This window comes from Rhodopseudomonas rhenobacensis, from assembly GCF_014203125.1.
GTDB classification, from domain to species: Bacteria; Pseudomonadota; Alphaproteobacteria; order Rhizobiales; family Xanthobacteraceae; genus Rhodopseudomonas_A; species Rhodopseudomonas_A rhenobacensis.
Map to the genome: position 1 here is coordinate 205,426 of NZ_JACHIH010000002.1, position 25,383 is coordinate 230,808.

21 protein-coding genes are annotated in these 25,383 nt (G+C 65.5%); 7 read left to right on the forward strand and 14 right to left on the reverse strand.

Annotation, left to right across the window (positions count from 1 at the left end; all coding sequences use genetic code 11):
• Positions 1–288 precede the first annotated feature (288 nt).
• Positions 289–1,773: a DEAD/DEAH box helicase gene (locus HNR60_RS02895; protein WP_184254098.1), complete on the forward strand. Its 1,485-nt coding sequence runs from the start codon at positions 289–291 to the stop codon at positions 1,771–1,773.
• A 138-nt stretch (positions 1,774–1,911) separates the two neighbouring features.
• Positions 1,912–2,979, forward strand: coding sequence for a diguanylate cyclase (locus HNR60_RS02900; protein ID WP_184254100.1), 1,068 nt, complete (start codon positions 1,912–1,914; stop codon positions 2,977–2,979).
• Between the two features lie 128 nt (positions 2,980–3,107).
• Here HNR60_RS02900 and HNR60_RS02905 read toward each other — a convergent pair whose 3' ends face one another.
• The 9 genes from HNR60_RS02905 to HNR60_RS02945 all read right to left on the reverse strand — a co-directional run bounded on the left by HNR60_RS02905 (position 3,108) and on the right by HNR60_RS02945 (position 11,000).
• The gene (locus HNR60_RS02905) at positions 3,108–3,515 is read right to left on the reverse strand and encodes a HesB/IscA family protein (RefSeq protein WP_184254102.1); all 408 of its coding nucleotides are present in this window, start codon (positions 3,513–3,515) and stop codon (positions 3,108–3,110) included.
• 71 nt (positions 3,516–3,586) lie between these two features.
• The gene (locus HNR60_RS02910; protein ID WP_184254104.1) at positions 3,587–3,958 is read right to left on the reverse strand and encodes an SUF system Fe-S cluster assembly protein; all 372 of its coding nucleotides are present in this window, start codon (positions 3,956–3,958) and stop codon (positions 3,587–3,589) included.
• The gene (locus HNR60_RS02915; protein WP_184254106.1) at positions 3,955–5,202 is read right to left on the reverse strand and encodes a cysteine desulfurase; all 1,248 of its coding nucleotides are present in this window, start codon (positions 5,200–5,202) and stop codon (positions 3,955–3,957) included. The genes HNR60_RS02910 and HNR60_RS02915 overlap by 4 nt, the downstream gene beginning before the upstream one ends.
• Entirely contained in the window at positions 5,199–6,521 is a 1,323-nt protein-coding gene (gene sufD / locus HNR60_RS02920; RefSeq protein ID WP_184254108.1) for a Fe-S cluster assembly protein SufD, read from the reverse strand. The genes HNR60_RS02915 and sufD overlap by 4 nt, the downstream gene beginning before the upstream one ends.
• A 27-nt stretch (positions 6,522–6,548) precedes the next feature.
• Positions 6,549–7,304 carry a Fe-S cluster assembly ATPase SufC gene (gene sufC / locus HNR60_RS02925; RefSeq protein ID WP_184254110.1) on the reverse strand — a complete coding sequence of 252 codons (756 nt, stop codon included), beginning with the start codon at positions 7,302–7,304 and terminating at the stop codon, positions 6,549–6,551.
• Between the two features lie 275 nt (positions 7,305–7,579).
• The gene (locus HNR60_RS02930; protein WP_184254112.1) at positions 7,580–7,951 is read right to left on the reverse strand and encodes a PIN domain-containing protein; all 372 of its coding nucleotides are present in this window, start codon (positions 7,949–7,951) and stop codon (positions 7,580–7,582) included.
• Positions 7,952–7,961: 10 nt separating this feature from the next.
• Positions 7,962–8,279 (reverse strand): hypothetical protein, encoded by a 318-nt coding sequence (locus HNR60_RS02935; protein WP_184254114.1) that lies wholly within the window; start codon positions 8,277–8,279, stop codon positions 7,962–7,964.
• The gene (gene sufB, locus HNR60_RS02940) at positions 8,276–9,757 is read right to left on the reverse strand and encodes a Fe-S cluster assembly protein SufB (RefSeq protein ID WP_184254115.1); all 1,482 of its coding nucleotides are present in this window, start codon (positions 9,755–9,757) and stop codon (positions 8,276–8,278) included. Before sufB ends, HNR60_RS02935 begins: the two co-directional genes overlap by 4 nt.
• Before the next feature lie 73 nt (positions 9,758–9,830).
• Positions 9,831–11,000 (reverse strand): cysteine desulfurase family protein, encoded by a 1,170-nt coding sequence (locus HNR60_RS02945; RefSeq protein WP_184254116.1) that lies wholly within the window; start codon positions 10,998–11,000, stop codon positions 9,831–9,833.
• A gap of 250 nt (positions 11,001–11,250) precedes the next feature.
• Between HNR60_RS02945 and HNR60_RS02950 the strand changes: the two genes are divergently transcribed.
• On the forward strand, positions 11,251–11,898 hold the full coding sequence (locus HNR60_RS02950; protein ID WP_011473287.1) for an alpha/beta hydrolase: 648 nt from the start codon (positions 11,251–11,253) through the stop codon (positions 11,896–11,898).
• Positions 11,899–12,007: 109 nt separating this feature from the next.
• Here the strand turns inward: HNR60_RS02950 and HNR60_RS02955 are convergent, their stop codons facing one another.
• The gene (locus HNR60_RS02955) at positions 12,008–13,108 is read right to left on the reverse strand and encodes an anhydro-N-acetylmuramic acid kinase (protein WP_184254117.1); all 1,101 of its coding nucleotides are present in this window, start codon (positions 13,106–13,108) and stop codon (positions 12,008–12,010) included.
• A 165-nt stretch (positions 13,109–13,273) separates the two neighbouring features.
• Between HNR60_RS02955 and tyrS the strand changes: the two genes are divergently transcribed.
• Both tyrS and HNR60_RS02965 read left to right on the forward strand, forming a co-directional pair.
• Positions 13,274–14,530: a tyrosine--tRNA ligase gene (tyrS, locus tag HNR60_RS02960; protein WP_184254118.1), complete on the forward strand. Its 1,257-nt coding sequence runs from the start codon at positions 13,274–13,276 to the stop codon at positions 14,528–14,530.
• 513 nt (positions 14,531–15,043) lie between these two features.
• Entirely contained in the window at positions 15,044–16,741 is a 1,698-nt protein-coding gene (locus HNR60_RS02965) for a methyl-accepting chemotaxis protein (RefSeq protein WP_184254120.1), read from the forward strand.
• 236 nt (positions 16,742–16,977) lie between these two features.
• Here the strand turns inward: HNR60_RS02965 and HNR60_RS02970 are convergent, their stop codons facing one another.
• Positions 16,978–20,682 (reverse strand): YhdP family protein, encoded by a 3,705-nt coding sequence (locus HNR60_RS02970; protein WP_184254121.1) that lies wholly within the window; start codon positions 20,680–20,682, stop codon positions 16,978–16,980.
• A 54-nt stretch (positions 20,683–20,736) separates the two neighbouring features.
• Positions 20,737–21,144: a hypothetical protein gene (locus HNR60_RS24030; RefSeq protein ID WP_246432784.1), complete on the reverse strand. Its 408-nt coding sequence runs from the start codon at positions 21,142–21,144 to the stop codon at positions 20,737–20,739.
• Between the two features lie 19 nt (positions 21,145–21,163).
• Between HNR60_RS24030 and bcp the strand changes: the two genes are divergently transcribed.
• Both bcp and HNR60_RS02980 read left to right on the forward strand, forming a co-directional pair.
• Positions 21,164–21,802 (forward strand): thioredoxin-dependent thiol peroxidase, encoded by a 639-nt coding sequence (bcp, locus tag HNR60_RS24035; RefSeq protein WP_347339294.1) that lies wholly within the window; start codon positions 21,164–21,166, stop codon positions 21,800–21,802.
• A gap of 90 nt (positions 21,803–21,892) precedes the next feature.
• On the forward strand, positions 21,893–23,257 hold the full coding sequence (locus HNR60_RS02980; protein ID WP_184254125.1) for a M23 family metallopeptidase: 1,365 nt from the start codon (positions 21,893–21,895) through the stop codon (positions 23,255–23,257).
• A 13-nt stretch (positions 23,258–23,270) separates the two neighbouring features.
• Here the strand turns inward: HNR60_RS02980 and HNR60_RS02985 are convergent, their stop codons facing one another.
• Together HNR60_RS02985 and prfB are read right to left on the reverse strand one after the other, a co-directional pair.
• Entirely contained in the window at positions 23,271–24,161 is an 891-nt protein-coding gene (locus tag HNR60_RS02985; RefSeq protein WP_184254127.1) for an NAD(P)-dependent oxidoreductase, read from the reverse strand.
• A protein-coding gene (gene prfB / locus HNR60_RS02990) for a peptide chain release factor 2 (RefSeq protein WP_184254130.1) occupies positions 24,161–25,292 on the reverse strand; the annotation gives its coding sequence in 2 pieces (ribosomal slippage) (positions 24,161–25,222 and positions 25,224–25,292; 1,131 coding nt in all). The genes HNR60_RS02985 and prfB overlap by 1 nt, the downstream gene beginning before the upstream one ends.
• Positions 25,293–25,383: the final 91 nt, after the last annotated feature.

Consider the following 25,383-nt stretch of genomic DNA (forward strand, 5'->3'; position numbering starts at 1 on the left):
GCATTTATCCGGAAACATTAAGCTTTTGGCGCCCTGCGGACACAAGGCGGATTGACTTTGGCCAATTCGCCCCTATGTTCCGGCTTGACGCGGCCCGGTATCGAAACGCGATTACTCGAGTAAGCCGCCTGTCAGCGTAGCTCATTCCCCGTGCAATTTTGCGTGCCGTTCCGGGGTTGGACGCGACAGTGAACGTCCGAGAATCAAACGGCGGCTCGACCAGAGGCGTGATCCCGAAAAGAGGTTTTCCGGTTTTCGGAGCCGATCATGCCCAATAACAGAGGCTCAATGTCTTTTACCCATCTCGGCCTGTCCGACAAGGTGCTCGCCGCCGTCGCGGCCACCGGCTACACCACCCCGACCCCGATTCAGGACCAGGCCATTCCCCACGTACTGGCCCGGCGCGACGTGCTCGGCATCGCCCAGACCGGCACCGGCAAGACCGCGGCCTTCGTGCTGCCGATGCTGACGATGCTGGAAAAGGGCCGCGCCCGCGCCAGGATGCCGCGCACCCTCATTCTCGAACCGACCCGCGAGCTCGCAGCCCAGGTCAAGGAACAGTTCGACAAATACGGCGCCGGCCAGAAACTCAACGTCGCGCTCCTGATCGGCGGCGTCTCGTTCGGCGATCAGGACATCAAGCTGACCCGCGGCGTCGACGTGCTGATCGCCACCCCGGGCCGCCTGCTCGATCACACCGAGCGCGGCGGGCTGTTGCTCACCGGCGTCGAGTTGCTGGTGATCGACGAAGCCGACCGCATGCTGGACATGGGCTTCATCCCGGACATCGAGCGGGTCTGCAAGCTGGTCCCCTTCACCCGGCAGACGCTGTTCTTCACCGCGACGATGCCGAACGAAATCCGCCGCATCACCGAGACCTTCCTGCATAACCCGGTCAAGATCGAGGTCTCCAAGCCGGCCTCGACCGCTGTCACCGTCACCCAGTCACAGGTTGCGACCGGCCGCGAGCCGCACGAAAAGCGCGAGACCCTGCGCCGGCTGTTGCGCGATGCCAAGGACCTGCAGAACGCCATCATCTTCTGCAACCGCAAGCGCGAAGTGGCATTGCTGGCGAAGTCGCTGCAGAAGCACGGCTTCAGCGTCGGCGCGTTGCACGGCGACATGGAACAGTCGGCCCGGACCGCGGCGCTCGATCAGTTCCGTAAGGGCGAACTGCCGATCCTGGTGGCGTCCGACGTCGCCGCCCGCGGCCTCGACATCCCCGAGGTCAGCCACGTCATCAATTTCGACGTTCCACATCACCCCGACGACTACGTGCATCGCATCGGCCGCACCGGCCGCGCCGGCCGCGCCGGAACCGCGATCTCGATCGTCTGCCCGTCCGACACCAAGTCGATCGCCGCGATCGAGAAGCTGATCGGCCAGGACATTCCCAAGGCCGACCTCGGGGTCAGCGACTTCGTCGAAGCCCCGGTTGAAGAAGCCCCGGCAAGGCGCTCGCGTAGTTCGCGAAAACCCTCCGAATCTCGCGGTCGCGAAGAGCGTAGTGCGGAGCCGCATGGGCACGAGGAGCGCAAGCCGCGCCGCGAGCGCAGCCGCGGTGATCGCCCCGAACGCAGCCACGAGCCGCGTCGCAGCGAAGAGCCCGCGCTCGCCAAGCCGTTCGTGCCGCCGGTGCCGTTGCCGCCGTCGCAGACCCCGTCGATCGGGCGCGCTCCCGCACCGCGGCCGTCGCGCGAGCCGGATCTGGAACCGGCCGATCACTCCCACCTGCCCGCCTTCCTGCTGCGGCCTGTGCGCGCACGCGGCTGAAGCTGGGGGTAACCCCTGGGGTTTGCAACAGTCGTTTACCCGACGTTCACTGCTACCACGTAGCGTGGCCTCATACTAACGGCTGTATTGCCGCGGTCGAGGTTTCGGGCAACGCCGCCCGTAGCAGGGACGCGAAAAGTGGTTGCACCCAGGGATGAGCACGAACGCACCATGGCGTATGCCGAGGTGGCGTTGCGGCAGATCAGGTCGTTGCGTCAGGAGGCGGTGCCGCGCAACTACGAGGTCTGGTACATCTACGCCACCGGGCACAACCCGCCGCTCAACAAGATCATCAACGAAACGCTGGACCGCAACGGCCGGCTGACCGACGCCGATATCGAACAGATCTACGACGCCTATCTGTCCTACGGCCGCGCCACCGACCGCATCGACAAGATCGGCGCCCGCGTGGTCAGCGAGATCGAGGACGTGATGACGCTGATCACCGACGCGCTCGGCCTCACCGCGAGCTTCGGCGACAATCTCAACGGCGCCAATCAGAAGCTGTCGCTCGCCACCGATCGCGACCAGATCAATACGGTGGTCGAACGGCTGGTGGCCTCGACCCGGGAGATGCAGCAGGCCAACAGCGCGTTGGAAAACCGGCTGATGACCTCCAAGCTCGAGATCAACAATCTGCAGCACAATCTCGAGGCGATCCGCGCCGAGAGCCTGACCGATCCGCTCACCGGGCTCAGCAACCGCAAGCATTTCGACCGCGCGGTCGACGACGCGGTGCGCTGCGCCGCGGCGAGCCGGCAGCCGCTGGCGCTATTGATGATCGACATCGATCACTTCAAGACCTTCAACGACACCTACGGCCACCTCACCGGCGATCAGGTGCTGCGGCTGGTCGGGCTGTCGCTGAAGCAGAGCATCAACGGCCAGGACATCATGGCGCGCTACGGCGGCGAGGAGTTCGCCGTGGTGCTGCCGAACACCACGCTGCTGCAGGCGATCGCGGTCGCCGAGAACATCCGGCAGACCGTGACCTCGAAAGAGCTGAAGAAGAAATCCACCGGCGAGATCCTGGGCCGCGTCACCATCTCGGTCGGGGTGTCGACGCTGCGCGCCGATGACGACACCGACGCGCTGATCGAACGCGCCGACACCTGCCTCTACGCCGCCAAGCGCAACGGCCGCAACCGCGTGGTCTGCGAGGTCGACCGCGACGACCTGCGCCGCGACCAAGTGCAGGTGGCGTGAGGCCCGCGGCTGCTCCTGAAGCGCAACTCCAACCTCTGCGCCGTTGTTGAGCTGTGGAGAAGCTACGTCGTGTTCGTGTAGCAGCAAGCATCGCAGCGACGTCGGCGCCAGCCGTGCGCGGCCTCGGCTCAGCCGTCGATCTTGGCCGGCGACAGCTGCACCGATTCGCCGCAGCCGCAGGCGCTGATCTGGTTCGGGTTGTTGAACACGAAGGTCGCCGACATCTTGTCGACCTTGTAGTCCATCTCGGTGCCGAGCAGGAACAGCACCGCCTTCGGCTCGACCAGGATCTTGACGCCCTTGTCCTCGACCACTTCGTCGGACGGCCGTACGTCGTGGGCGTATTCCACCGTATAGGACTGCCCGGCGCAGCCGCCGTTCTTGATCCCGACCCGCAGCCCGATGATCTCAGAATCCGCGCGCTGGGTGAGTTCACGCACGCGCTGCGCGGCCGCATCGGTCAGCCGCATCACCTGCGGGCGCGGGCGTGGCGCGGGCTTCGCGGGCGTCGGAGTAGTTGCAGCCAAGTCGGTCATCTACGTCATCCTCGCAGCGGTTCAAGGCCGCCGGGTTGTCTCGACCGCGTCGCGCCGCAGGGCGCGCCGCTCTACCACATGTTCAGCACGAGCCGCGCTTCGTCGGTCATCCGCTCCGGGGTCCACGGCGGCTCCCAGACGATGTTGACGGTGACGACGCCGACACCGGGCACGCTGGCGACCGCGTTCTCCACCGTGATCGGCAGTTCGGCCGCGGCCGGACAGTTCGGCGTGGTCAGCGTCATCTCGACGTCGACGGTGCGGTCGTCCTTGATGTCGACCTTGTAGATCAGCCCGAGCTCGTAGATGTCAGCCGGAATTTCCGGATCGAACACCGTCTTCAGCGCCGCGACGATGTCGCTGCCGAGCCGTTCGGTTTCCTCGGGCGGCAGCGCCGACGAGGTCTGCATGTTGCTGGTTCGGGCTTCGACAGTATCTGTCATGAGAACAAATCCCGCGCCTTGATCAGCGCCTGTACGAATTGGTCGACTTCCTCGCGGGTGTTATACATCCCAAATGAGGCCCGGCATGTCGCGGTGACTTGGAATCGTTCCAAAAGCGGCATCACGCAGTGAGTTCCCGCGCGCACCGCGATGCCGGAGCGGTCGATCACCGTGGCGATGTCGTGCGGATGCGCGCCCTTCATCTCGAACGAGATCACCGGGCCCTTGTCGCGCGCGGTGCCGATGATCCGCAGCGAGTTGATCTCGCGCAGCTGCGCCTGGGCGTAGTCCAACAGATCGTGTTCGTGCGCCGCGATCCGCGCCTTGCCGATCGAATTGACGTAGTCGATCGCGGCGCCAAGCCCGACCGCCTCGACGATCGCCGGCGTGCCGGCCTCGAATTTGTGCGGCGGATCGCCATAAGTAACGACGTTCCGCGACACTTCGCGGATCATCTCGCCGCCGCCGCAATACGGCCGCATCGCCACCAGGTGATCGTATTTGGCGTACAACACGCCGATCCCGGTCGGGCCGTACAGCTTGTGGCCGGTCATGATGTAGAAGTCGCAATCGATGTCCTGGACGTCGATCGCCATATGCACCGCGGCCTGGCTGCCGTCGACCAGAACCGGAATGCCGCGGGCGTGCGCGATCCGCACCACCTCCTTGACCGGCACCACGGTGCCGAGCGCGTTCGACATCTGGGTGATCGCCACCAGCTTGGTCTTCGCCGTCAGCTGCTTTTCAAATTCCTCGAGCAGGAAGTTGCCGTCGTCGTCGACCTCCGCCCATTTGATCACCGCGCCCTGGCGTTCGCGCAGGAAATGCCACGGCACGATGTTGGAATGGTGCTCCATGATCGAGAGCACGATCTCGTCGCCCTCGCCGATATTCGGCGCACCCCACGACGACGCCACGAGGTTGATCGCCTCGGTGGCGTTGCGGGTGAAGATGATTTCTTCCGTCCGGCGTGCGTTGAGGAAGCTGGTCACCCGGGCGCGGCCGCCCTCATAAGCTTCGGTCGCGGCGTTGGCGAGATAATGCAGCCCGCGATGCACGTTGGCGTATTCGTTCTCATAGGCCTGCGTCATGCGGTCGAGCACCGCGCGCGGCTTCTGCGCCGAGGCGGCGTTGTCGAGATACACCAGCGGCTTGCCGTAGACCTTGAGCGCCAGCGCGGGGAAATCCTCGCGCACGCGCGCAACGTCATAGCTTCCGTTGGAAACCGCGGGATGTGTCGTCATGAGCGTGCCTCCAGCCAGCGTTCGCCGGCGGCGATCGCCAGATCGCGCAAGCCGTCGTCGGCGATCGATTCGATCGCCTCGCCGATGAAGGCCTGGATCAGCAGCGACTGCGCGTCCTTTTCGCTCAGCCCGCGCGCCCGCAGATAGAACAACAACGATTCGTCCAACGCGCCGGTGGTCGAGCCGTGACCGCAGGTGACGTCGTCGGCGAAGATCTCCAGCTCCGGCTTGTTGTCGGCCTCGGCCTCGTCGGACAGCAGTAGCGCCCGCGTCATCATCTTGGCGTCGGTCTTCTGCGCCGCCTGATGCACGTTGATGCGGCCCTGGAACACCGAGTGGCCGCGACCGTCCAGCACCGCACGGAACACCTCGCGGCTGGTGCAATGCGGCACCAGGTGATTGAGCACCAGCGTGGTGTCGCCGTGCTGCGTACCCTTCAGCAAATTAACGCCGTTGGTGGCGACATGGGCGCCCTCGCCACCGATACTAACGAAGCCCTGGTAGCGGCTGACGCCGCCGCCCGAGGTCAGGTTGAAGGTGTTGAGCTTGGCCTTGGCGCCGACCGTGAACACCGCGGTGGAAATGTTGATCGCATCCAGCGCGTCTTCCATCAGCCGGACGTGTTGGAGTTCGGCGCCGTCGCCGAGCCAGATCACCACCGCGTCGTTGGCCTGATAGGCCGCGGCACCTTCGGCTGCGACAAAGCTCTCGACGAAGGTGGCGCGGGCCGCGCTGCCGAGCTTGAGGAACGACCGGCTGTAAGTTGCCGCCTTCGACTGCGTCGCCACATGGACGATGTGGATCGGCCTGCCGACGCTCGCGCCGTCGGCGACGGTGATCAGCACGCCGTCGGTCGCCATCGCCGCGTTCAGCGAAATCATCGCGTCGGCGCTGGCATTGATATTCAACAGATCGGCGCGGTTGCCGTTGCCGTCGTCGCGCAGCACCTCGGCCAGCGAGCGGATCTCGACCGCGGCCTCGTGCCCGGCGAGGTCGGACAAGGACGGCGCGAACACGCCGTCGACCAGCACCAGCTTGGTGGTGTCGCGCGTCGCAAGATGCGCCAGCGCCGTGCCGGCGCGCTGCAGTGCGGCCTGATCCGGCGCCGCCGCCAGCGGCAGCACCTCGCGCATCAGGACGCGCAGATCGGTGTACTTCCAGTCCTCGATCCGGCGGTTCGGCAAGCCCTTGCTGGCATAGGCGTCGAACGACGCCTGGCGCCGCTCGGTCACCGATTCGGTTCCCGGCAGCCGGGCGCGCACCGCGTCGAACGCGCTGGCCACCGGGGCGGGATCTATCTGTGTCGCTGCAACATTCATTACAAAATCCGTTTCAGTCGACCAAGGTCAGGCCGCGGCATCGGCGTATTGCGCGTAGCCGGTGGCTTCGAGTTCGAGCGCCAGTTCCTTGCCGCCGCTCTTCACCACGCGGCCCTTCGACATCACGTGCACGACGTCGGGCACGATGTAGTCGAGCAGCCGCTGATAATGCGTGATCACCACCATGGCGCGGTCCGGCGAGCGCAGCTTGTTGACGCCGTCGGCGGCGACCCTGAGCGCATCGATGTCGAGCCCGGAATCCATCTCGTCGAGGATGCACAGGCTCGGCTGGAACAGCGCCATCTGCAGCACCTCGTTGCGCTTCTTCTCGCCGCCGGAAAACCCCACATTGACGCCACGGCGCAGCATCTCCTGCGGAATGCCGAGCGAGGCCGCGACTTCGCGCACCTTCTTCAGAAAGTCCGGAGTGGAGAATTCGCCCTCGCCGCGCGCCTTGCGCTGCGCATTCAGCGCGGTGCGCAGGAAGGTCATGGTGGCGACGCCGGGGATTTCGACCGGATATTGGAACGCCAGGAACACGCCCTTGGCGGCGCGCATATCCGGCGCCATCTCCAACAGGTCCTCGCCTTTGAACAGGATTTCGCCGCCGGTGACTTCGTAGCCCGGCTTGCCGGCGATGACGTGGCTGAGCGTCGATTTGCCGGAGCCGTTCGGCCCCATGATGGCGTGCACCTCGCCGGCGTTGACGGAGAGCGTCAGGCCGTGAAGGATCTCGCGTTCCTCGACCCGGACCTGGAGATTTTTGACTTCAAGCAATGCCATGGTGTCGTCCGTCCTTTATGCTCGGCGCCATTCCGCGGTGCGCCTCAACGCCCCCACGGGATGATCGTAGATTCCGTCGCTCACTTAGTTCGTCTTAGTTCGAGTTCGGCTTGGTCTGAGTTCGTCTAAGTTCGTCGTTCATGGTCCGGAATGTCCGCTTTGCGACCATCCCGGGCGATGAGCTATCGTAAGTTGTGACGTTGCAAGTCTTGCACCATTTCTCCAACTAACTCGTGGCCTTGTTCTCAAGTTGCGCAGTGCCACAATTCATTCCGTTACCTTATGACGCGAACTTCGATGGGCAGATCGATCTTTGCCCATGCCCGATCCGCCGTGTAGGCCACCGCGCCGGTCTGCATCGCCAGTGCGAGGCAGGCCCGATCACCCAGCGACAATCCCAGCGCCCGCGTCGCCGGCCGCAATTCCGCGGAAAGTCTCGCCTGCTTCTCGTCGAAGGCGACGATCGACATTTCGATCCCCGCCAACATCCCGTCGATCGCGCTCGCCGAACCCGCCTTATCCCAGAGCCGTGTTCGCACTTCAGCGAGATTGACCGCGGAGACCAGGCCCACACTTTCAAGCCCACGAAGCGCGCGGTACCCGGGCTCCTGCAGCGCGACCGCCAGCACCGCAGAGGCATCCAACACGATCGGCTTGCTACTCCGCGGCATGATGTTGTGCGCCGAACTCCGGTTTCTCTCGCAAAAATTCAAGTCGACGTTCCACGATCAGTCCGTCAACGCCGGGCAGATCCTTCAGCACCGGACCGGGGTCGATCCCCTTTTCGATCATGCGCTGAATTTCCATCGCCAGAGTCATGTGCGATAGAATCTGGACGACACCGTCAACGACACGAACCATGACCCGACCGCCCGGCTCCAACTGCGCCGCAGCGAGACACGCGGCCGGCAGAGTCACGCTGCCGTCCAGACCAACATCAAGCCAAACCTGCATGACGTCGTCCGAACCGCTCATCCCACGCTCCCCTCCAGCGAGATCGAGATCAGCTTCTGCGCCTCGACGGCGAACTCCATCGGCAATTGCTGCAGCACGTCCTTGACGAAGCCGTTGACCACCAGGCCGACCGCCTCCTCCTGGCTGAGCCCGCGCTGCACGCAGTAGAACAGCACGTCCTCGGAGATCTTCGAGGTGGTGGCTTCGTGCTCGAACAGCGCCGAGGAGTTCTTCGCCTCGACGTAAGGCACGGTGTGCGCGCCGCACTGATCGCCGATCAGTAGCGAATCGCAGGCGGTGAAGTTGCGCGCGCCGGTGGCCTTGCGGTGCGCGGTGACGAGGCCGCGATAGGTGTTCTGCGATTTGCCCGCCGCGATGCCCTTGGAGATGATCCGGCTGGTGGTGTTCTTGCCGAGATGGATCATCTTGGTGCCGCTATCGACCTGCTGATAGCCGTTGGAGATCGCGATCGAGTAGAACTCGCCGCGCGAGCCGTCGCCGCGCAGAATGCAGCTGGGATATTTCCAGGTGATCGCCGAGCCGGTCTCGACCTGCGTCCACGAGATCTTCGAGTTCTTGCCGCGGCAATCGCCGCGCTTGGTGACGAAGTTGTAGATGCCGCCGACGCCCTCGGAATTGCCGGGGTACCAATTCTGCACCGTCGAATATTTGATCTCGGCGTCGTCGTGGGTGACGAGTTCGACCACCGCCGCGTGCAGCTGGTTCTCGTCGCGCTGCGGCGCGGTACAGCCTTCCAGATAACTGACATAGGCGCCCTGGTCGGCGATGATCAGCGTGCGTTCGAACTGTCCGGTGTTGCGCTCGTTGATCCGGAAATAGGTCGATAGCTCCATCGGGCAGCGCACGCCCGGCGGCACATACACGAACGAGCCGTCGGAGAACACCGCGGAGTTCAGCGTCGCGAAGTAATTGTCGGTGGTCGGCACCACGGTGCCGAGATATTTCTTCACCAGATCGGGATGTTCGCGGATCGCCTCCGAGATCGGCATGAAGATCACGCCGGCCGCCTTCAGCTCTTTCTGGAAGGTGGTGGCGACGGAGACCGAATCGAACACCGCGTCGACGGCGACGCGGCGCTCGCCCTCGGGCCGCACCACGCCTTCCAGCACCTCGACTTCGCGCAGCGGAATCCCGAGCTTCTTGTAGGTGTCGAGGATCTGCGGATCGATCTCGTCGATCGAGGACAGCTGCGGCTTCTTCTTCGGCGCTGAGTAGTAATACAGATCCTGGTAGTCGATCTTCGGATAGTCGACCCGCGCCCAGGTCGGCTCGGTCATGGTCAGCCAGCGGCGGTAGGCTTCCAGCCGCCACTGCAGCATCCAGTCGGGTTCGTTCTTCTTGGCTGAGATGAACCGGACGGTGTCTTCCGAGAGACCCTTTGGGGCCTTGTCGGATTCGATGTCGGTCTCGAAACCATACTTATACTGATCGACGTCGACACGGCGCACCCGTTCGACCGTCTCTTGTTCAGCCGGCATTCTATCCTCCGCTCGCGGTTTCAAGGACCGCGGTGGAATGGTTAAAGTGTATTACGCAACTGCGAGCATGAAATCAGCTAGTTTGGAACCGTTCAAGCTCTGTTTCATCATCCCTTGTAATTAATGATCCGATCAGCTTTCGCCAAGCCTCGGCGCAGCGTTCGACGTCGCCTTCTGTGGTGGTCCAACCCAAACTGATGCGAATCGCGCTGCGGGTGAGCGCCTCGTCGACCTGCATCGCCCGCAGCACATGCGAGGGTTGCACTTTGCCCGACGAACACGCCGAGCCCGACGACACCGCGATCCCGGCGAGGTCGAAGCCGATCACCGCGGTCTCCGCCTTCAGCCCGGGCAGCCCGACCAGCGTGGTGTTGGGCAGCCGCGGCACGTCGCTTGCGAAAATCACGCTGCCTTGGGTTTGCCGCAAGATTTTTTCCAGCTTTTGACGCAGCTTTTGCATCCGCTCGGCGTCGCCCGGAAGCGCCGCGATCGCCGCCTTGACCGCGGCGCCAAAGCCGACGATGCCGGCGACGTTCTCGGTTCCGGCGCGGCGGCCCTGCTCCTGCCCGCCGCCGCGCAGCAGCGGCTCGGAGATCGCGACCCCCTCGGCGAGAATCAAGGCGCCGACACCCTTCGGACCGCCGATCTTGTGCGCCGAGACCGAGACCAGATCGGCGCCTAATTGTTTGATATCGATCGGAATTTTTCCGAATGCCTGCACCGCATCGACATGCAGCAAGCCCCCCGCCCGATGCACCAGCTCAGCCACCGCGGCGATCGGCTGGATTGCGCCGGTCTCGTTATTGGCCAGCATCACCGACACCAGCGCCGGTCCGTCAGCTTCCAGCAGCAGCTTGAGATGTTCCAGGTCGACGACGCCGCTGCGGTCGACCGCCATCGCGCTGATGCGATCGGTGGCGAACCGCCCACCAGCCAGCACAGAGGCATGCTCGATCGACGAAATGATCAAGCGATCAAGGGGCTTGCCGAAAGTCTTCAACCCCGGCGTGAGCGCCAGGGCATTCGCCTCGGTGCCGCCGGAGGTGAAAATCACGTCCTGCGGCCGGGCGCCGACAGCGGCTGCGACGGCGGCGCGAGCTTCTTCGACAGCGCCGCGCGCGCGGCGGCCCTCGGCGTGAACCGCCGACGGATTGCCGAGCTCGAAAGCCGCCGCCATCGCCGCGCGGGCTTCCTCGCGCAGCGGCGTCGTCGCATTCCAGTCGAGATAAACCCGTCCCGTCAAATCAGACTCCGGTCAATGGCTTCCCCACATCTAGGCAGCCGCGCGGAAGATGCCAACGGAACCCGGCGGTTGGCGGCCGCCGTGCTCAATATGCTTGCAATTGGCCCCTGGCCCCATGCTAGAACGCGGCCTCCGTTCCATCGCCTTTGGCCCGCTGTCATGGCGCTGATCGCACCTTATTCGCACGGCCTGGTCTGCGCAGAGCCTTAAGAGCCCGCCCCACGTCGGCTGAGTCTGCCAAGGAAAATCAATGCCTGAAGTCATTTTCACCGGTCCCGCAGGTCGATTGGAAGGCCGCTATCATCCGGCCAAGCAGAAGAATGCGCCGATCGCCATGGTGCTGCATCCGCATCCGCAGTTCCACGGCACCATGAATCACCAGATCATCTACCAATGCTATTACGCCTTCGTGCATCGTGGTTTTTCGGTGCTGCGCTTCAACTTCCGCGGCGTCGGCCGCAGCCAGGGCTCGTTCGACCACGGCACCGGCGAATTGTCCGATGCCGCCTCGGCGCTGGACTGGGCGCAGACCATCAATCCCGAAGCCCGCGCCTGCTGGGTCGCCGGCTTCTCGTTCGGCGCCTGGATCGGCATGCAGCTGTTGATGCGCCGGCCCGAGGTCGAAGGCTTCATCTCGATCGCGCCGCCAGCCAATCTCTACGACTTCTCGTTCTTGGCACCCTGCCCGTCCTCGGGCCTGATCGTGCATGGCGAGAAGGACGCGGTGGTGCCGCCGAAGGACGTCAACACCCTGGTCGAAAAGCTGAAGACCCAGAAGGGCATCGTCATCGACCAGCACATCATTCCCGGCGCCAACCATTTCTTCGACGGCAAGCTGCAGCCGCTGATGGAGTCGGTCACCGGCTATCTCGACATGCGCCTCGCCAACGTCCGCTGAGTTCGGACGACGTGTAGGGTGGGCAAAGGCGCTCTTGCGCCGTGCCCACCAGCCGCATCCGCGGTGGGCACGCTTCGCTTTGCCCCACCCTACGTTACGCCTCGCAAATCTACGGCCGCGCGATTAGCCCGCCGGTCATCGGGATCGCCACCCCGGTGGTCTGCGGATAGGTCAGCGGCAGGCCTTTCAGCCCGCGCGCGGCGAGAAAGCCGAATGCCTGCGCCTCCATGGCGTCGGCCGACCAGCCGAGCGCGTCGGCGTTCTCCACGCTCGCCGGCGAAAGCTGCTCGCGCAACATCCGCAGCAAGGTCAGATTGCGCGCGCCGCCGCCGGTGACGACGACGCTCAGCGGCGGCTTCGGCAACAGCGGCACGACCGCGGCGATCGCCGCCGCGGTGAACGCGGTCAGCGTCGCGGCGCCATCGGCCGGCGCCAGCTTCGGCAAGGCCAGAGCCGCAAACTCGTTACGGTCCAGCGACTTCGGCGGCGGCGCGGCGAAGAACGGCAGCTGCAGCGCGGCGGCGACGAAGGCCTGATCGATCGCGCCCTGCGCCGCCAGCCTTCCCTCGCTGTCGAACGGCTGGCCGGTCGTCCGGAACACGAAGTCGTCGAGCAGCGCATTGCCCGGGCCGGTGTCGCAGGCGATCAGCACATCGCCGTCGATATAGCTGATGTTGGAGACCCCGCCGATATTCACCACCACGATCGGGCCCGCGCGGTCCAGCGACTGCGCCAGCGCCCGATGATAGACCGGCACGAACGGCGCGCCCTGGCCGCCGGCCGCGACGTCGGCGGCGCGGAAATCATGCATCACCGGAACCCGAATTGCCTTGGCGAGCGCCGCGGCGTCGCCGATCTGCACGGTGAGCCGCTGCGCCGGGCGGTGCAGCACGGTCTGGCCGTGAAATCCGACAATATCGACGTCCTCGCGGGCGATGCCGTGTTGCGCGGTGAAGCTGGCCACCGCCTCCGCATGGGCGAGCGTGACCACCCGTTCGGCCTCGAACAGCACGCCTGGCCGGTCCTCGCGCCGCGTGAGATGCACCGCCTCGGCCAGCGCCTGGCGCAGCAGCGCGCGTTCGACCTCGCTGTAGGGCCGGTAGCCCGAGGGGCCGAGCGCGGCCACCCGCCGGCCGTCGGTCTTGACCAAAGCGACGTCGACCCCGTCGAGCGAGGTGCCGCTCATCAGTCCGATCGCGGTCATCAGCATGGGCACCTCCCGGCAGTGGCGCTGTCGCGCGCCAACGTCCAACTTGTGTCGCGCAACCACATCTTATAATGCCACGGGGCGCCGCCATTCGGCAGTCTTCCTCCCGACACGCGCCGCGATTCATTGCCGACAACGTGAACTAAGAATGAGCCGGGTCCCACAGCGATGACTGCATTTAAATCAGATTTTCTGAATGTTCTGCAAAGCCGCGGCTTCATCCATCAGATTTCGGATCCGGAATCGCTGGACGCCTTGGCGGCGCGCGGCGAAGTGGTGTCCTATGTCGGCTACGACTGCACCGCGGCCTCGCTGCACGTCGGCCATCTGTTGTCGATCATGATGCTGCATTGGCTGCAGGCCACCGGCAACAAGCCGATCGCGCTGATGGGCGGCGGCACCACAAGGGTCGGCGACCCGTCGGGCCGCGACGAAACCCGCAAGATCCTGACCTACGAGCAGATCGACGCCAACAAGGACTCGATCAAGGGCACCTTCGCCAAGTTCATCGAGTTCGGTGACGGCAAGAGCGACGCCGTCATGGCCGACAATGCCGAATGGCTGACCAAACTCAACTACATCGAAATGCTGCGCGACGTCGGCCGGCATTTCTCGATCAACCGCATGCTCACCATGGACTCGGTGAAGATGCGGCTCGAGCGCGAGCAGGAACTGTCGTTCATCGAATTCAACTACATGATCCTGCAGTCCTACGATTTCGTCGAATTGGCGCGGCGCTACGGCTGCAATCTGCAGATGGGCGGCTCCGACCAATGGGGCAACATCGTCAACGGCGTCGATCTCGGCCGCCGCATGGGCACGCATCAGCTGCACGCGCTGACCTGCCCGCTGCTCACCACCTCGTCGGGCGCCAAGATGGGCAAGACCGCCGCCGGCGCGGTCTGGCTCAACGGCGACATGCTGTCGGCCTATGACTACTGGCAGTACTGGCGCAACACCGAGGACGCCGACGTCGAGCGCTTTCTCAAGCTGTTCACGCTGCTGCCGCTCGACGAAGTGGCGCGGCTCGCGGCGCTGAAGGGCCAGGACATCAACGAAGCCAAGAAGATCTTGGCGACCGAAGCCACCGCGCTGATCCATGGCCGCGACGCCGCCGACAAGGCTGAAGCCACTGCCCGCACCACGTTCGAGCAAGGCGGCACCGCCAGCGACCTGCCGACCGTCGAACTGCCGCGCGCCGAACTCGACGCCGGGCTCGGCGTGCTGGTGGCGTTCGCCGAGAAGACCGGCTTGGTTGCCTCCAACGGCGAGGCGCGGCGCCAGATCAAGGCCGGCGGCCTCAAGGTCAACGACATCGCGGTGACCGACGAGAAGATGGCGCTGACCGCGGCCGACCTCACCGCCGACGGCGTGATCAAATTGTCGATGGGCAAGAAGAAGCACGTGCTGCTGCGCCCGGCGTAACGCCGCGGCCAGCACCAACGATTGCGCGGCGCCCGCTGCTGGACGATCGCTTCACGTTGGACGTCCCGCGCGGGCGCGAGCCGGCGTGACGAAGCGCCGCCTCAGAGTCTGACTCAAAAAGCGATCAATGAAATCAGGCATTCAACGCGTCATTGCGAGGAGCTCTTGCGACGAAGCAATCCAGGGCCACGCAAGAAGCCCTGGATTGCTTCGCCCTTCGGCCGGCGCTACGCGCCGTCCTCGGCTCGCAATGACAAAAGACCCCTGGTTTTGCTCGGTGCTTTTTCGGTCAGGCTCTCAGGACGCCATGCACGCGAGCCGCGCAATGCTTAATACTTTCTCGCCAACAGTGGCCACGACGCACAACTAAGCGCTGCATTATCCGCTCCACACGACGCCGCGTCGTGGGTCCGCCTCCGTACAATCACGGATGCCGATGAGTTGCAGCGGTAATTTCACGATTCGGAAGGAACTCACCACGTAGTTTCCGCAAGTTCTGGATTTGAGGTCACGATGAACTTGCTCAGCCGCTTCACTATTCGCACCAAGATCTCCAGCATGGTGGCGCTGTCGGCTGCGGCCGTTTGTGCCACCGTCGCCGTGGCGGCTTCGCTCAACCAGAGTCGCATGCTGCACGACCGCATGGCGCAGCTGCAGACCGCGGTGGACATCGTGACCGGCATGGCGCAGTCGCTGCAGAACGAGGTTGTCGCCGGCAAGCTGACGCGGGCGGAAGCGGAACTGCAGTTTCGCGCCCGCGCCGCGGGCATGCGGTTCAGCAACGGCCAGGGCTATCCGGCCGCTTACCGGGTGTCTGATTTCAGCGTGATGATGAACGCCTCCGACGCGAAACTCGAAGACAAGATCACCGGCACGAAGGATGCCAACGGCGTCGAAATCACCCGAGCCATCGTGGACGCCGCGCGATCCAACAGCGAGGGCGGCACCACGACCTATCTGTGGCCGCGTCCGGGCCAGGCCACGCCGATCCCGAAATTGGTGTTCACACGGGTGTTTCAGCCGTGGAATATCGCGATTGCCGGGGGCCTCTATGTCGACGATCTCGAGGCCGACGTCCGTGCGCTGCTGATCAAGCTCAGCTCGATCGGCGCCGGCGTGCTGGCGCTGATCGGGCTGTTGTCCTGGCTGATCGCCCGAGATGTGCTGGGCGCGTTGAAGCGGCAGCAGACCCGGATGCAGAACATCGCCAACGGCTCGCTCGACGAGGTGGTCGGCGAGACCGATCGCGGCGACGAGATCGGCCGGATGGCCGAGACCCTGGAGATGCTGCGCAAGACCGCCCTCACCGCGCGCACTTTGGAGAGCGAACAGGCGGTCCACAAAGAGCGCAGCGAAGCCGAAAAGCGCGAAGCGCTGCTGGCGCTGGCCGATCGTTTCGACGCCTCGGTCGGACAATTGGTCGGGCTGATGGCTTCGAGCTCGTCGGACCTGGAGACCACCGCGCGGTCGATGACCGGCACCGCCGAACGCACCAATCAGCAGGCCACCGTGGTGTCCTCGGCCGCCGAAGAAGCCAGCACGCGGGTGCAAACCGTGGCCTCGGCCGCCGAAGAACTCACCTCGTCGATCACCGAGATCAGCCGTCAGGTCGCGCAATCCGCCAAGATCAGCGGCCACGCCGTGGAAAGCGCGCGGCGCACCGACACCATCGTGCGCGCGCTGTCGGACGGCGCGCAGCAGATCGAGCACGTCGCCGAATTGATCTCCAACATCGCCGGTCAGACCAATTTGCTGGCGCTGAACGCCACCATCGAAGCGGCGCGCGCCGGCGACGCCGGCCGCGGCTTTGCGGTGGTCGCCTCCGAAGTCAAAAGCCTGGCCGGACAGACCGCGGAGGCCACCAAGGAGATCGGCAACCGGATCGCACAGATCCAGGCCGCCACCAAGGAGGCCGTCAGCGCCATCGAAGGCATCACCGCCACCATCGAAGAGGTCAGCGCGATCGCCACCACCATCGCCTCGGCGATCGAGGAACAAGGCGCCGCGACCGCCGAGATCGCCCGCAACGTCACCCAGACCGCGCAGGCGACCCAGGCCGTCACCACCAATATCGGCGGCGTCAGCAGCGCGGCCAACGAGACCGGCGGCGCCGCCAATCTGGTGCTGAGCTCGGCCGCCAACCTGTCGAAGCAGGCCGGGCAGCTCTCCGGCGAGGTCAACACCTTCCTGGCCGGCGTCCGCGCTGCCTAGAGCACTTTCGGTTGGGATTGAAGCATCCAATACAAATGCTGTCGTCATTCCGGATTGCGAGTTCGCAAGAACGAGCAAGTCCGGAATCCATATCCCCTGCAGGGGTTATGGATTCCGGGCTCGCTCGCAGCTATCGCTGCTCGCGCCCCGGAATGACAGCCTGGGAATATTGAAGCGCATCAATCAAACTCGAACAGTCTCTAGCTGATCACTGCGCCCGGCCGGTCGGCCGGGCGTCAGTTGTTCGGCATCGGGAAATCGTTGTTGTTGTTCTGCTTGCCGGTGCCGAACTCGAAGATCTTGCGCAGCACGCCCGGCGCCATCGCCGAGATAGGGTTGATGCGCCACACCGGCTGGCCCGGCGAGCCGACGATCTCGTAGGTGATGCCGATCAGCCCCTCGTTGCCGCCGCCGAGGAACAGCCCGACGATCGGGATCTGGCCGAACATGTTGTTCAGCCCGTACATCGGCACGAAGGTGCCGCTCATCCGCACCTGGTTGGCCGGATAATCGATGTTGCCTTCGATGGTGGCGCCGACCATCGGCCCCTTGACCACGCCTTCGCGGATCGTGAGCTGGCCGTTCTGCCGGGTAAACTCCGCCCGCATCCGCGAGAACGCCACGTTGGACGGCGCCCCGTTGGTGCCGCTGGCGGCGACGCGCTCCAGCGCGGACTCGCCCTTGATGGTGAAATCGCGGACGTTGAGCAGCCCTTCGCGCTCGCGCGGTTCGGCGATCGGCGGGTCCATCGCCAGCGACAACTGCCCGCCGAACATCTTGGCGTAGGTGTCGGTGAAGCGGAAGAACGCGCCGGCGTCGTTGGTTTCCAGATAGAGCACTTCGCGGCCCTGGCCGCGGCCGCGCAGGTCGCCGGTCAATGCCGTATCGCGGCCGAGCTTGCCGCTCAGCGAGAACGTGCGGATCGCGCCGTTGCGGCGCGACAATTTGGCGTCGACGCTGCGCACCGCCTCGCCGAAATAGCCGGCGACCGCGCCGAGCTTGACGTCGATGTCGTAGTCGATCGACTTGGTCTTGCTCTTGGGGTCGGTCTCCTTGCCGGACATCGCGGATTTGATGAAGCCGCGGCCGTCGAACACGTCGCCGCGCACCGTCACCTTCATCACCCCATCGGGCGCGCGCTCGGCCTTCAGCGAGGCCTTGTCGCCGTCGGACGGCGCGTAGTTCGGGAATGTGGCATTCAGCAGATCGCCGTTCTGATCGATTTCGATCGAGCCCTTGATGCTGGCGCCGCTGCCCTCGATGACGATGTCTTCCAGCCGCGTCGACTGCGGCTTCTGCACCAGATTGAACACCGCGCGGCCGGCCTTGCCCGATAGCTTGACCCAGCCCGGCAGGATGTTGTCGAGCTTCATCGCGGTGAGGTCCGCCTCGATGCCGAGCCGGTTTTCTTTGTCCGGTCCGCCGATCTTGCCGGAGAGCTTGATCGGCATCGCGCCGGTCACCGCGGTGCCGAGATCGAAGCCGAGCTTGGCGCGGCTGGCGTCGTCGAGCGTCGCCTGCAGCTTGATGTCGGCGTCGCCGTCAGATGGCTTGCGATAGTCGAGCGACGCCGCCTGGCCGTTGATCTTGACGTCGCCCTTGACCTGATAGCCCTGATTGTTGGCGCTCACCTTCAGCGCGGCGGCCTCGAGCTTCTGGTTCATCACCAGCTTGTCGGCGACAAAGCCGCTGAGGTCGGCGCTGATGTTGTAGCTGGTGTCGGCCTTGGTCAGTTCGCGCTTGATCGGCATGCCGAGCGCGACCTGCGCGGTGACATTGCCCTTGGCGGAATTCGGATCGATCGGCACGGCGAATTCGCTCAGCCGATCCGACGCCAGGATTTCCGCGACCGCCGCCACCGGGCCGTCGATCTTGAACCTGACCCGCGCCGGCGCCGGCTTCGGCGCCATGTCCGGCACCTCGAACACGATATCGGAGAGGTTGAAGCGGCGCGCCTGCGGGGTGTCGGCGACCGCCTGCCCGATCGTCACCGTCGCGGTGCGGCCGGTGACCCGGGCCTTGAGATCGCCGTCGCGGATCGACGGCATGTCGTCGACCGGATGGATCATCGCCCCGGTCGCCACGATGTTGACCGCAAGGCCGTCGTCGGGAATCGGCGGACCGCGCCGCGACAGATTCTTCAGCGGCGAGTTGACGCCGATGTCGATGCGCTGGATCGAGCCCTTGTCGATCCGCTCGATCACCCATTCGCGCAATTCGGGAACGATCAGGACCGGCCACATCCGTTTCAGCGCCGACAGCGACATCGGGGTGCCGGCAAAGCCGAGTTTCAGCCGCGGCTCGCCCGAATAGTCGACGCTCCCGGTGCCGGCGACGCCGATCTCGCCGTTGCTGATATCCGCCTGGGTCAGAACGATGCGGCGGTTGTCGGTGTCGAAGCGCAAGCCGATGGCGATGCGGTTGAAGATCAGCGGCGCCTCGCCCTCGACGCCGGGCAGCACGATGGTTCCGCCGCTGAAGCCGAGCCGCCAATCCGGGATGTTGTCGTTCGGCGCTTCGAGATGCGCCAGCAGGGTGACGCGGTTGGCGCCGGAGATCACCTTGAACGGCGCCACCAGGACCCGGCGGTTGGAATCCCATTCCAGATTGACCTCGCCCTGGTCGATCGCCATCGGATAGTCCGGCGTATCGCTGTCGGTGATTTGGCCGGCGCCCGCGGTGATCTTGCCGCGGAAATAGGTCGGCAGGCCGTCGCGGCCGAGCTCGCCGCTCAGTTCGCCGCTGAGCGGCAGGTCGGCGCTGTAGGTGACGTCCTTCAGCCGCAGCGCCAACAGGATGTTCTTCGACGAGACGTTGTTGGCGCGGATTTCGACCGATCGCACGCCGTTGGACGGCGGCCCGACCGCCACCCGAAGCGACCATGCGCGCGGGCTGTCCTCGCCGGCGACCGCTTCTTCGCCGACGCTCATGGCGACGCCGCCTTTGCTCGGCCGGCGCAGGCTGAGCGTGATGTTCTCGAAGTTCCAGCGGTTGCCGCGCTGCTGATCGTCGACCACCAGGTTGCCGTTCTTCAACCCGATCTCGTTGAGGTTCTGGCCGTCGAGCCCGGTCAGGCTGAGGCTGTCGAGCCAGTCGAGACCGGCGAGCAGCCCGGAGAACGCCTCCTGGCTGTCGGCCGGCGTCGCCGGCTGCGGCGTCGGCGATCCGGCGGCGGAGGGAGCAGCGTCGGCGTCCGGCGGGCCGATCCGCCGCGGCGACGCGACCCCGGTCGCCAGCGGCCGGTTGGTGTCGCCGGTCGACACCGTGACTTCGCCGTCCGGGGTAATGCGCACCGCGAGTTCGGCGTCCACCAGATTGAGACTTTCCGCGCGCAGCCGCCCGGTCAGAAGCGCTGAGCCAGACAGCCGCACCTCGGCCTTCGGCGCGGTGGCGACGATGACGTGGTCGCGGTCGCGCACCACGATGTTGCGCAGCCGCACCGCGACCCGGATCCGGCCGGCGCGCTCGATCTGGGTGCCGCCGACCTCGACGGTGTTGCCGTTGCCGATATTGTCCTCGATCGCCGCGGCGAGCCACGGCGTCGCCATGTCCAGATTGATCGGTCCGGCGCCAAGCCGCAGCCACAGCCCGCCGAAGCAGGCGGTGAAGATCACGCCGAGCACCAGCACGGTGACCAGCACGCGGCCGATCCAGCGTTCGCCAACGATCCAATGCGCCATCACGCCGAGGCGGTCGCCGACATAGTGAAACCCGAGCCGCGACCCCGACAGCAAGGCGCGCGCGCGCTGCCAGCCAGCCTCGTCATGGTCATGATGCCAATGGTCATCATCACAATGCGGCAGCGGGTGAGCAGCGCGCGCCTCCGGAGCGTGGGTCGGGTGTTTCTTGGCCATTGCCTCTCGGTGGGAGCGCGGATTGCAGGCCTGTTCGCCGGGGCGCGATCGCTCGCCGGTGAGCAGGTTGCGCTCCTGTGGCGGCATTGCTGCCAATCCTTGTTGAAAACCAAATTCCTCAGTCGGCCCTTACGGACCATATCAACGCACGGGGATGGCTGGCGTCTCGAATCCCTTGTAACCATACCCCGACGTCGGCGGACTTGCCCAGCAGCGGCAGCCTTGCCACGACATCCGCAATCCCACGTTTATTGACCTGCCGAAAGCGACGAAAGGAAGGCGCATGTCCAAGCAAACGCGTAAGAAATCCTCCACATTGGTCGCCGCGAAGAAGCCGAGCGCAAAATCCGCGGCAGCCACCAAGCCGGCGAAAAAGCCGGCTGCGAAGTCGGCGAGCGCTGCCACCGCGAAATCCAAAGCCGTCGCGCCGGCCCGCGTCACCACCCGAAAGCCCGCCGCCGAACCGTCGCGGCCCGCTCCGGCAAAAACTGTAAAGCCATCGCGCGCCAAAGCCGCTGCGACCAAAGCGCCCGCCCCCGTCGCTTCCAAGCGTGCCCCCAAGGTAGCCGTGGCCGCGACCCGACCTACGGTCACCGCCAAGCCCGTCACTGCCAATCCCGTCACTGCCAATCCCGTCACCGCCAAGCCGGCCGTGGCCAAGGAAGCCGCGGCCAAGCCCGTGGCAGCCAAGCCCATCGCCGCGAAGCCGACCGCCCCGCCGGCTGAGGCGCCGCGCAAGGGCGCGCTGGCGGAGGGCAGCAAAGCGCCGGCCTTCGAGTTGCCGCGCGACGGCGGCGGCACGGTGTCGCTGCAGAGCTTTGCCGGCCGCAAGCTGGTGATCTTCTTCTATCCCCGCGCCAGCACCCCGGGCTGCACCAAGGAGGCGATCGAGTTCACCCGGCTGGTTGACGACTTCGCGGCCGCGGGCACTGGCGTGCTCGGCATCTCGGCGGATAGTCCGAAGGCCCAGGACTCGTTCCGCGACAAGTACCAACTCACCACGCCGCTGTTGTCGGACGAGCCCCATCAGGTCCTCGAAGCCTATGGCGTGTGGGGCGAAAAATCGATGTACGGCAAGGTCTTTCAGGGCGTTCTTCGGACCACGGTGCTGATCGGCGCGGACGGCCGCGTCGCCAAGATCTGGCGCAACGTCAAGGTCGACGGCCACGCCGATGCGGTGCTGGCGGCGGCGCGCGAATTGGAGTGATCGCATTCTCCAAATATTAACCATGAGGGGGTCAAATCCGCCCGCGAGTTGAGCCGATGGAGACTGTTTCCAGCCGGCGCGGGAGCCCCAATGTCCTACCGTACTGGTCCCTATTCCGAGTCCCTGCAGCACCACGCCCACGATCACGGCCGAGCCCAACCGCGGCGCCCCGCTCAGCCGCAGGCCGCCCGTCCGCAGCCGGCCAAGAACGGCTACGCGCTGGTGCATGCCGGCCGGCAGGTGCGGTTCGGGCCGGTGGTGTTCTGGATCGTGGTCGGCAGCGTGGTGGCGCTGGGCGCCTGGACCGCGGCGACGGCGACCTATTTCGCGTTCCGCGACGACGTGCTGACCCGGCTGATCGCCCGCCAAGCCGAAATGCAATACGCCTATGAGGACCGCATCGCCGAGCTGCGCGCCAAGGTCGACCGCACCACCAGCCGGCAATTGCTCGACCAGGAACAGTTCGACCAGAAGCTCGACCAGGTGATGCGGCGGCAGAGCCAGCTGGAATCCCGCGCCAACGCGCTGAACGGCCTGCCCGACGTCGCCGTCACCGGCTCGATCAAGCCGCAGCGCGGCGCCTCCGCCACCGACTTCGGCGCCTCGGCGATTCCGAAGCCCTCGCCGATCAGCAACACCGTGATCTTCGTGGCGCCGCCGGACCGCGAGGCCCGGCTGGAATCCCGCACCCCGCAGATCGCCGCGCCGCAGACCAACCAATATGCCAAGAACCAGGGCGTCGACACCGTGATCGGCAAGCTGCAGCGATCGCTCGACCAGGTGGAGTCCAAGCAGATCGCGGTGCTCGGCTTCGTCGAGGAGAGCTTCGAACAGCGCGCCCGTCGGATGCGCGGCGTGCTGAGCGATCTCGGACTCGACGTCGCGCAGATGGAGGCCGCAGCGCCTCGCGGCGGCATGGGCGGCCCGTTCGTTCCGCTGAAACCGCCGGCGGCGAACTCCGGCGCGTTTGAGCGCCAGCTCTATCGCATCAACATCAGCCGCGCCCAGGTCGAACGGCTGAACCGCACGCTGTCGCTGGTGCCGTATCGCAAGCCGGTGGTCGGCGAAGTCGAATTCACCTCGGGCTTCGGGGTGCGCTCCGATCCGTTCCTCGGCCGCCCGGCGATGCATACCGGCTTGGATTTCCGTGCCGCGATGGGCGATCCGGTGCGCGCCACCGCCAACGGCAAGGTGACCTCGGCCGGCTGGGCCGGCGGCTATGGCCGCATGATCGAAGTCGACCACGGCAACGGCCTCGCCACCCGCTACGGCCATCTGTCGGAGATTTCGGTGAAGGTCGGCGATGCGATCAAGATCGGGCAAGTGATCGGCGAGGTCGGCTCGACCGGCCGCTCCACCGGCCCGCATCTGCACTACGAAACCCGGATCGACGGCGAAGCGGTCGACCCGCAGAAGTTTTTGCGGGCCGGGGTGCGGCTGGCGGGGGCGGGTTAGCAGCGCCGGGCAATCAGGCCTCGGATAATTTCGGCCGCGACACCACCTCGATGATCCGGCCTTCATCATCATCGGGTGCGTGGGCTTTGGCCTTGCCATAAGCGTCCACGGTCGCGCGAGACACCGGCATCTCCGGCAACAGGCTTTCCGCGAGCGCCAGCGCATAGGCGGCGTCCTTGTGGCGAAGCGCTGCCGTAAACGTCGGATTGGCAAAATCCCGCGCGACCATGCGCGGCGCATGCTTGATCACCTGCGGGCTGGCGGTGACGCCGCTTGCGATCGATTCCAGCACCAGATTCATGTCGAGCCCGGCCTGTTCGGCAATCGCGAGCCCTTCGGCGAGACCGGCGATCTGGATCGCGCCCATCAGATTGTTGATCAGCTTGTAGACGGTGCCGGCGCCGACCGGCCCGAAATGCCGGATCGTCGAACCCAGCGGCGCGAGATAGGGCCGCGCCAGATCGAGATCGGCCGGCTCGGCCCCGACCAGCAAGGTCAGTTTTCCGCGCGCGGCGGCATCCGGCAATCCGGTGACGGGGCTATCTATCGCCACGAGGCCGCGCGCGCGTAGTGCTGCGGCGAGATCGAGCGCGTGCTGATAGGACACGGTCGAACACTCGATCGCAATCGCGCCCGGTTTGGCCGTGGTCGCCGCGCCATGCTCGCCGAGCCAGACCGCCGTCGATGCCTCGTCGTCGGCCACCATGGTCACGATGGCGTCGGCACCTTCCGCAGCATCTGCCGGCGACGCTGCAAAGCGCGCACCGCGCGCGATCAGCTGCTCGGCCTTGGCCTTGCTGCGATTCCACAGCGCGACGCTGCAGCCGGCGTCGAGATAGCGGCCCGCCATGCCCTGCCCCATCCGTCCGAGACCGATGAAGGCGACGTGGGCGGCCTGCGCCATTAATCCACGTCCTCGATCGACGGCGGCGGGGTGCCGAAGGCGCGTTGCGCCAGCGTCGCGCCCATGAACTCGTCGAGGTCGCCGTCGAGCACGCCGGCGGTGTCGGAGGTCTGCACCCCGGTGCGCAGGTCTTTCACCATCTGATAGGGCTGCAGCACGTAGGAGCGGATCTGATGGCCCCAGCCGATATCGGTCTTGGCGGCCTGATCGGCGGCGGCCTGCTCCTCGCGCTTCTTCAGCTCGATTTCGTAGAGTCGCGCGCGCAGCATGTCCCAAGCCTGCGCCTTGTTCTTGTGCTGCGAGCGACCGGCCTGACAGACCACCGCGACGCCGGTCGGCACGTGCGTCAGCCGCACCGCGGATTCGGTCTTGTTGACGTGCTGGCCGCCGGCGCCGCCCGAACGCATGGTGTCGACGCGGACGTCGCTTTCGGCGATGTCGATCTTGATGGTGTTGTCGACCACCGGGAAGATCGCCACGCTGGAAAACGAGGTGTGGCGCCGGGCGTTGGAATCGAACGGCGAGATTCGGACGAGGCGATGCACGCCGGCCTCGGTCTTCAGCCAGCCATAGGCGTTATGGCCGGAGATCTGAATGGTCGCGGATTTGATCCCGGCTTCTTCGCCCTGGGTCTCTTCCAGATATTCGATCTTGAAGCCGTGCTTCTCCGCCCAGCGGGTGTACATCCGCAGCAGCATCGAGGCCCAGTCCTGGCTCTCGGTGCCGCCGGCGCCGGCGTGAACCTCGAGATAGGAATCGAAACGGTCGGCTTCGCCGGACAACAGCGCTTCGAGCTCGCGGCGCGCGACCTCTTTCTTCAGCGCCTTCAACGCGGCTTCGGCTTCGGCGACCACGCCTTCGTCGTTCTCGGCTTCGCCGAGCTCGATCATGTCGACGTTGTCGGTGAGCTCACGTTCGACCTTGCCGATGCCGCCGAGCGAATCCTCCAGCGAGGTCCGCTCCTGCATCAGTTTCTGGGCTTTCTGAGGGTCGTTCCAGAGATTGGGGTCTTCGGCGAGCTTGTTCAGCTCTGCGAGTCGGGCCGTTGAAGCATCGACGTCAAAGATGCCTCCTCAGCAGCCCGACTGACTGCTTGATCTCTTCAACGAGTCGTTCGATTTCAGCGCGCATGGAAGCCCTGATGTGCGGCGAGTCCGCAGTTGGAAATTGCGAAACGGGGTGTAGCGGCGACCGCGGCAAAGCGCAATCGCCGGAAGCGCTA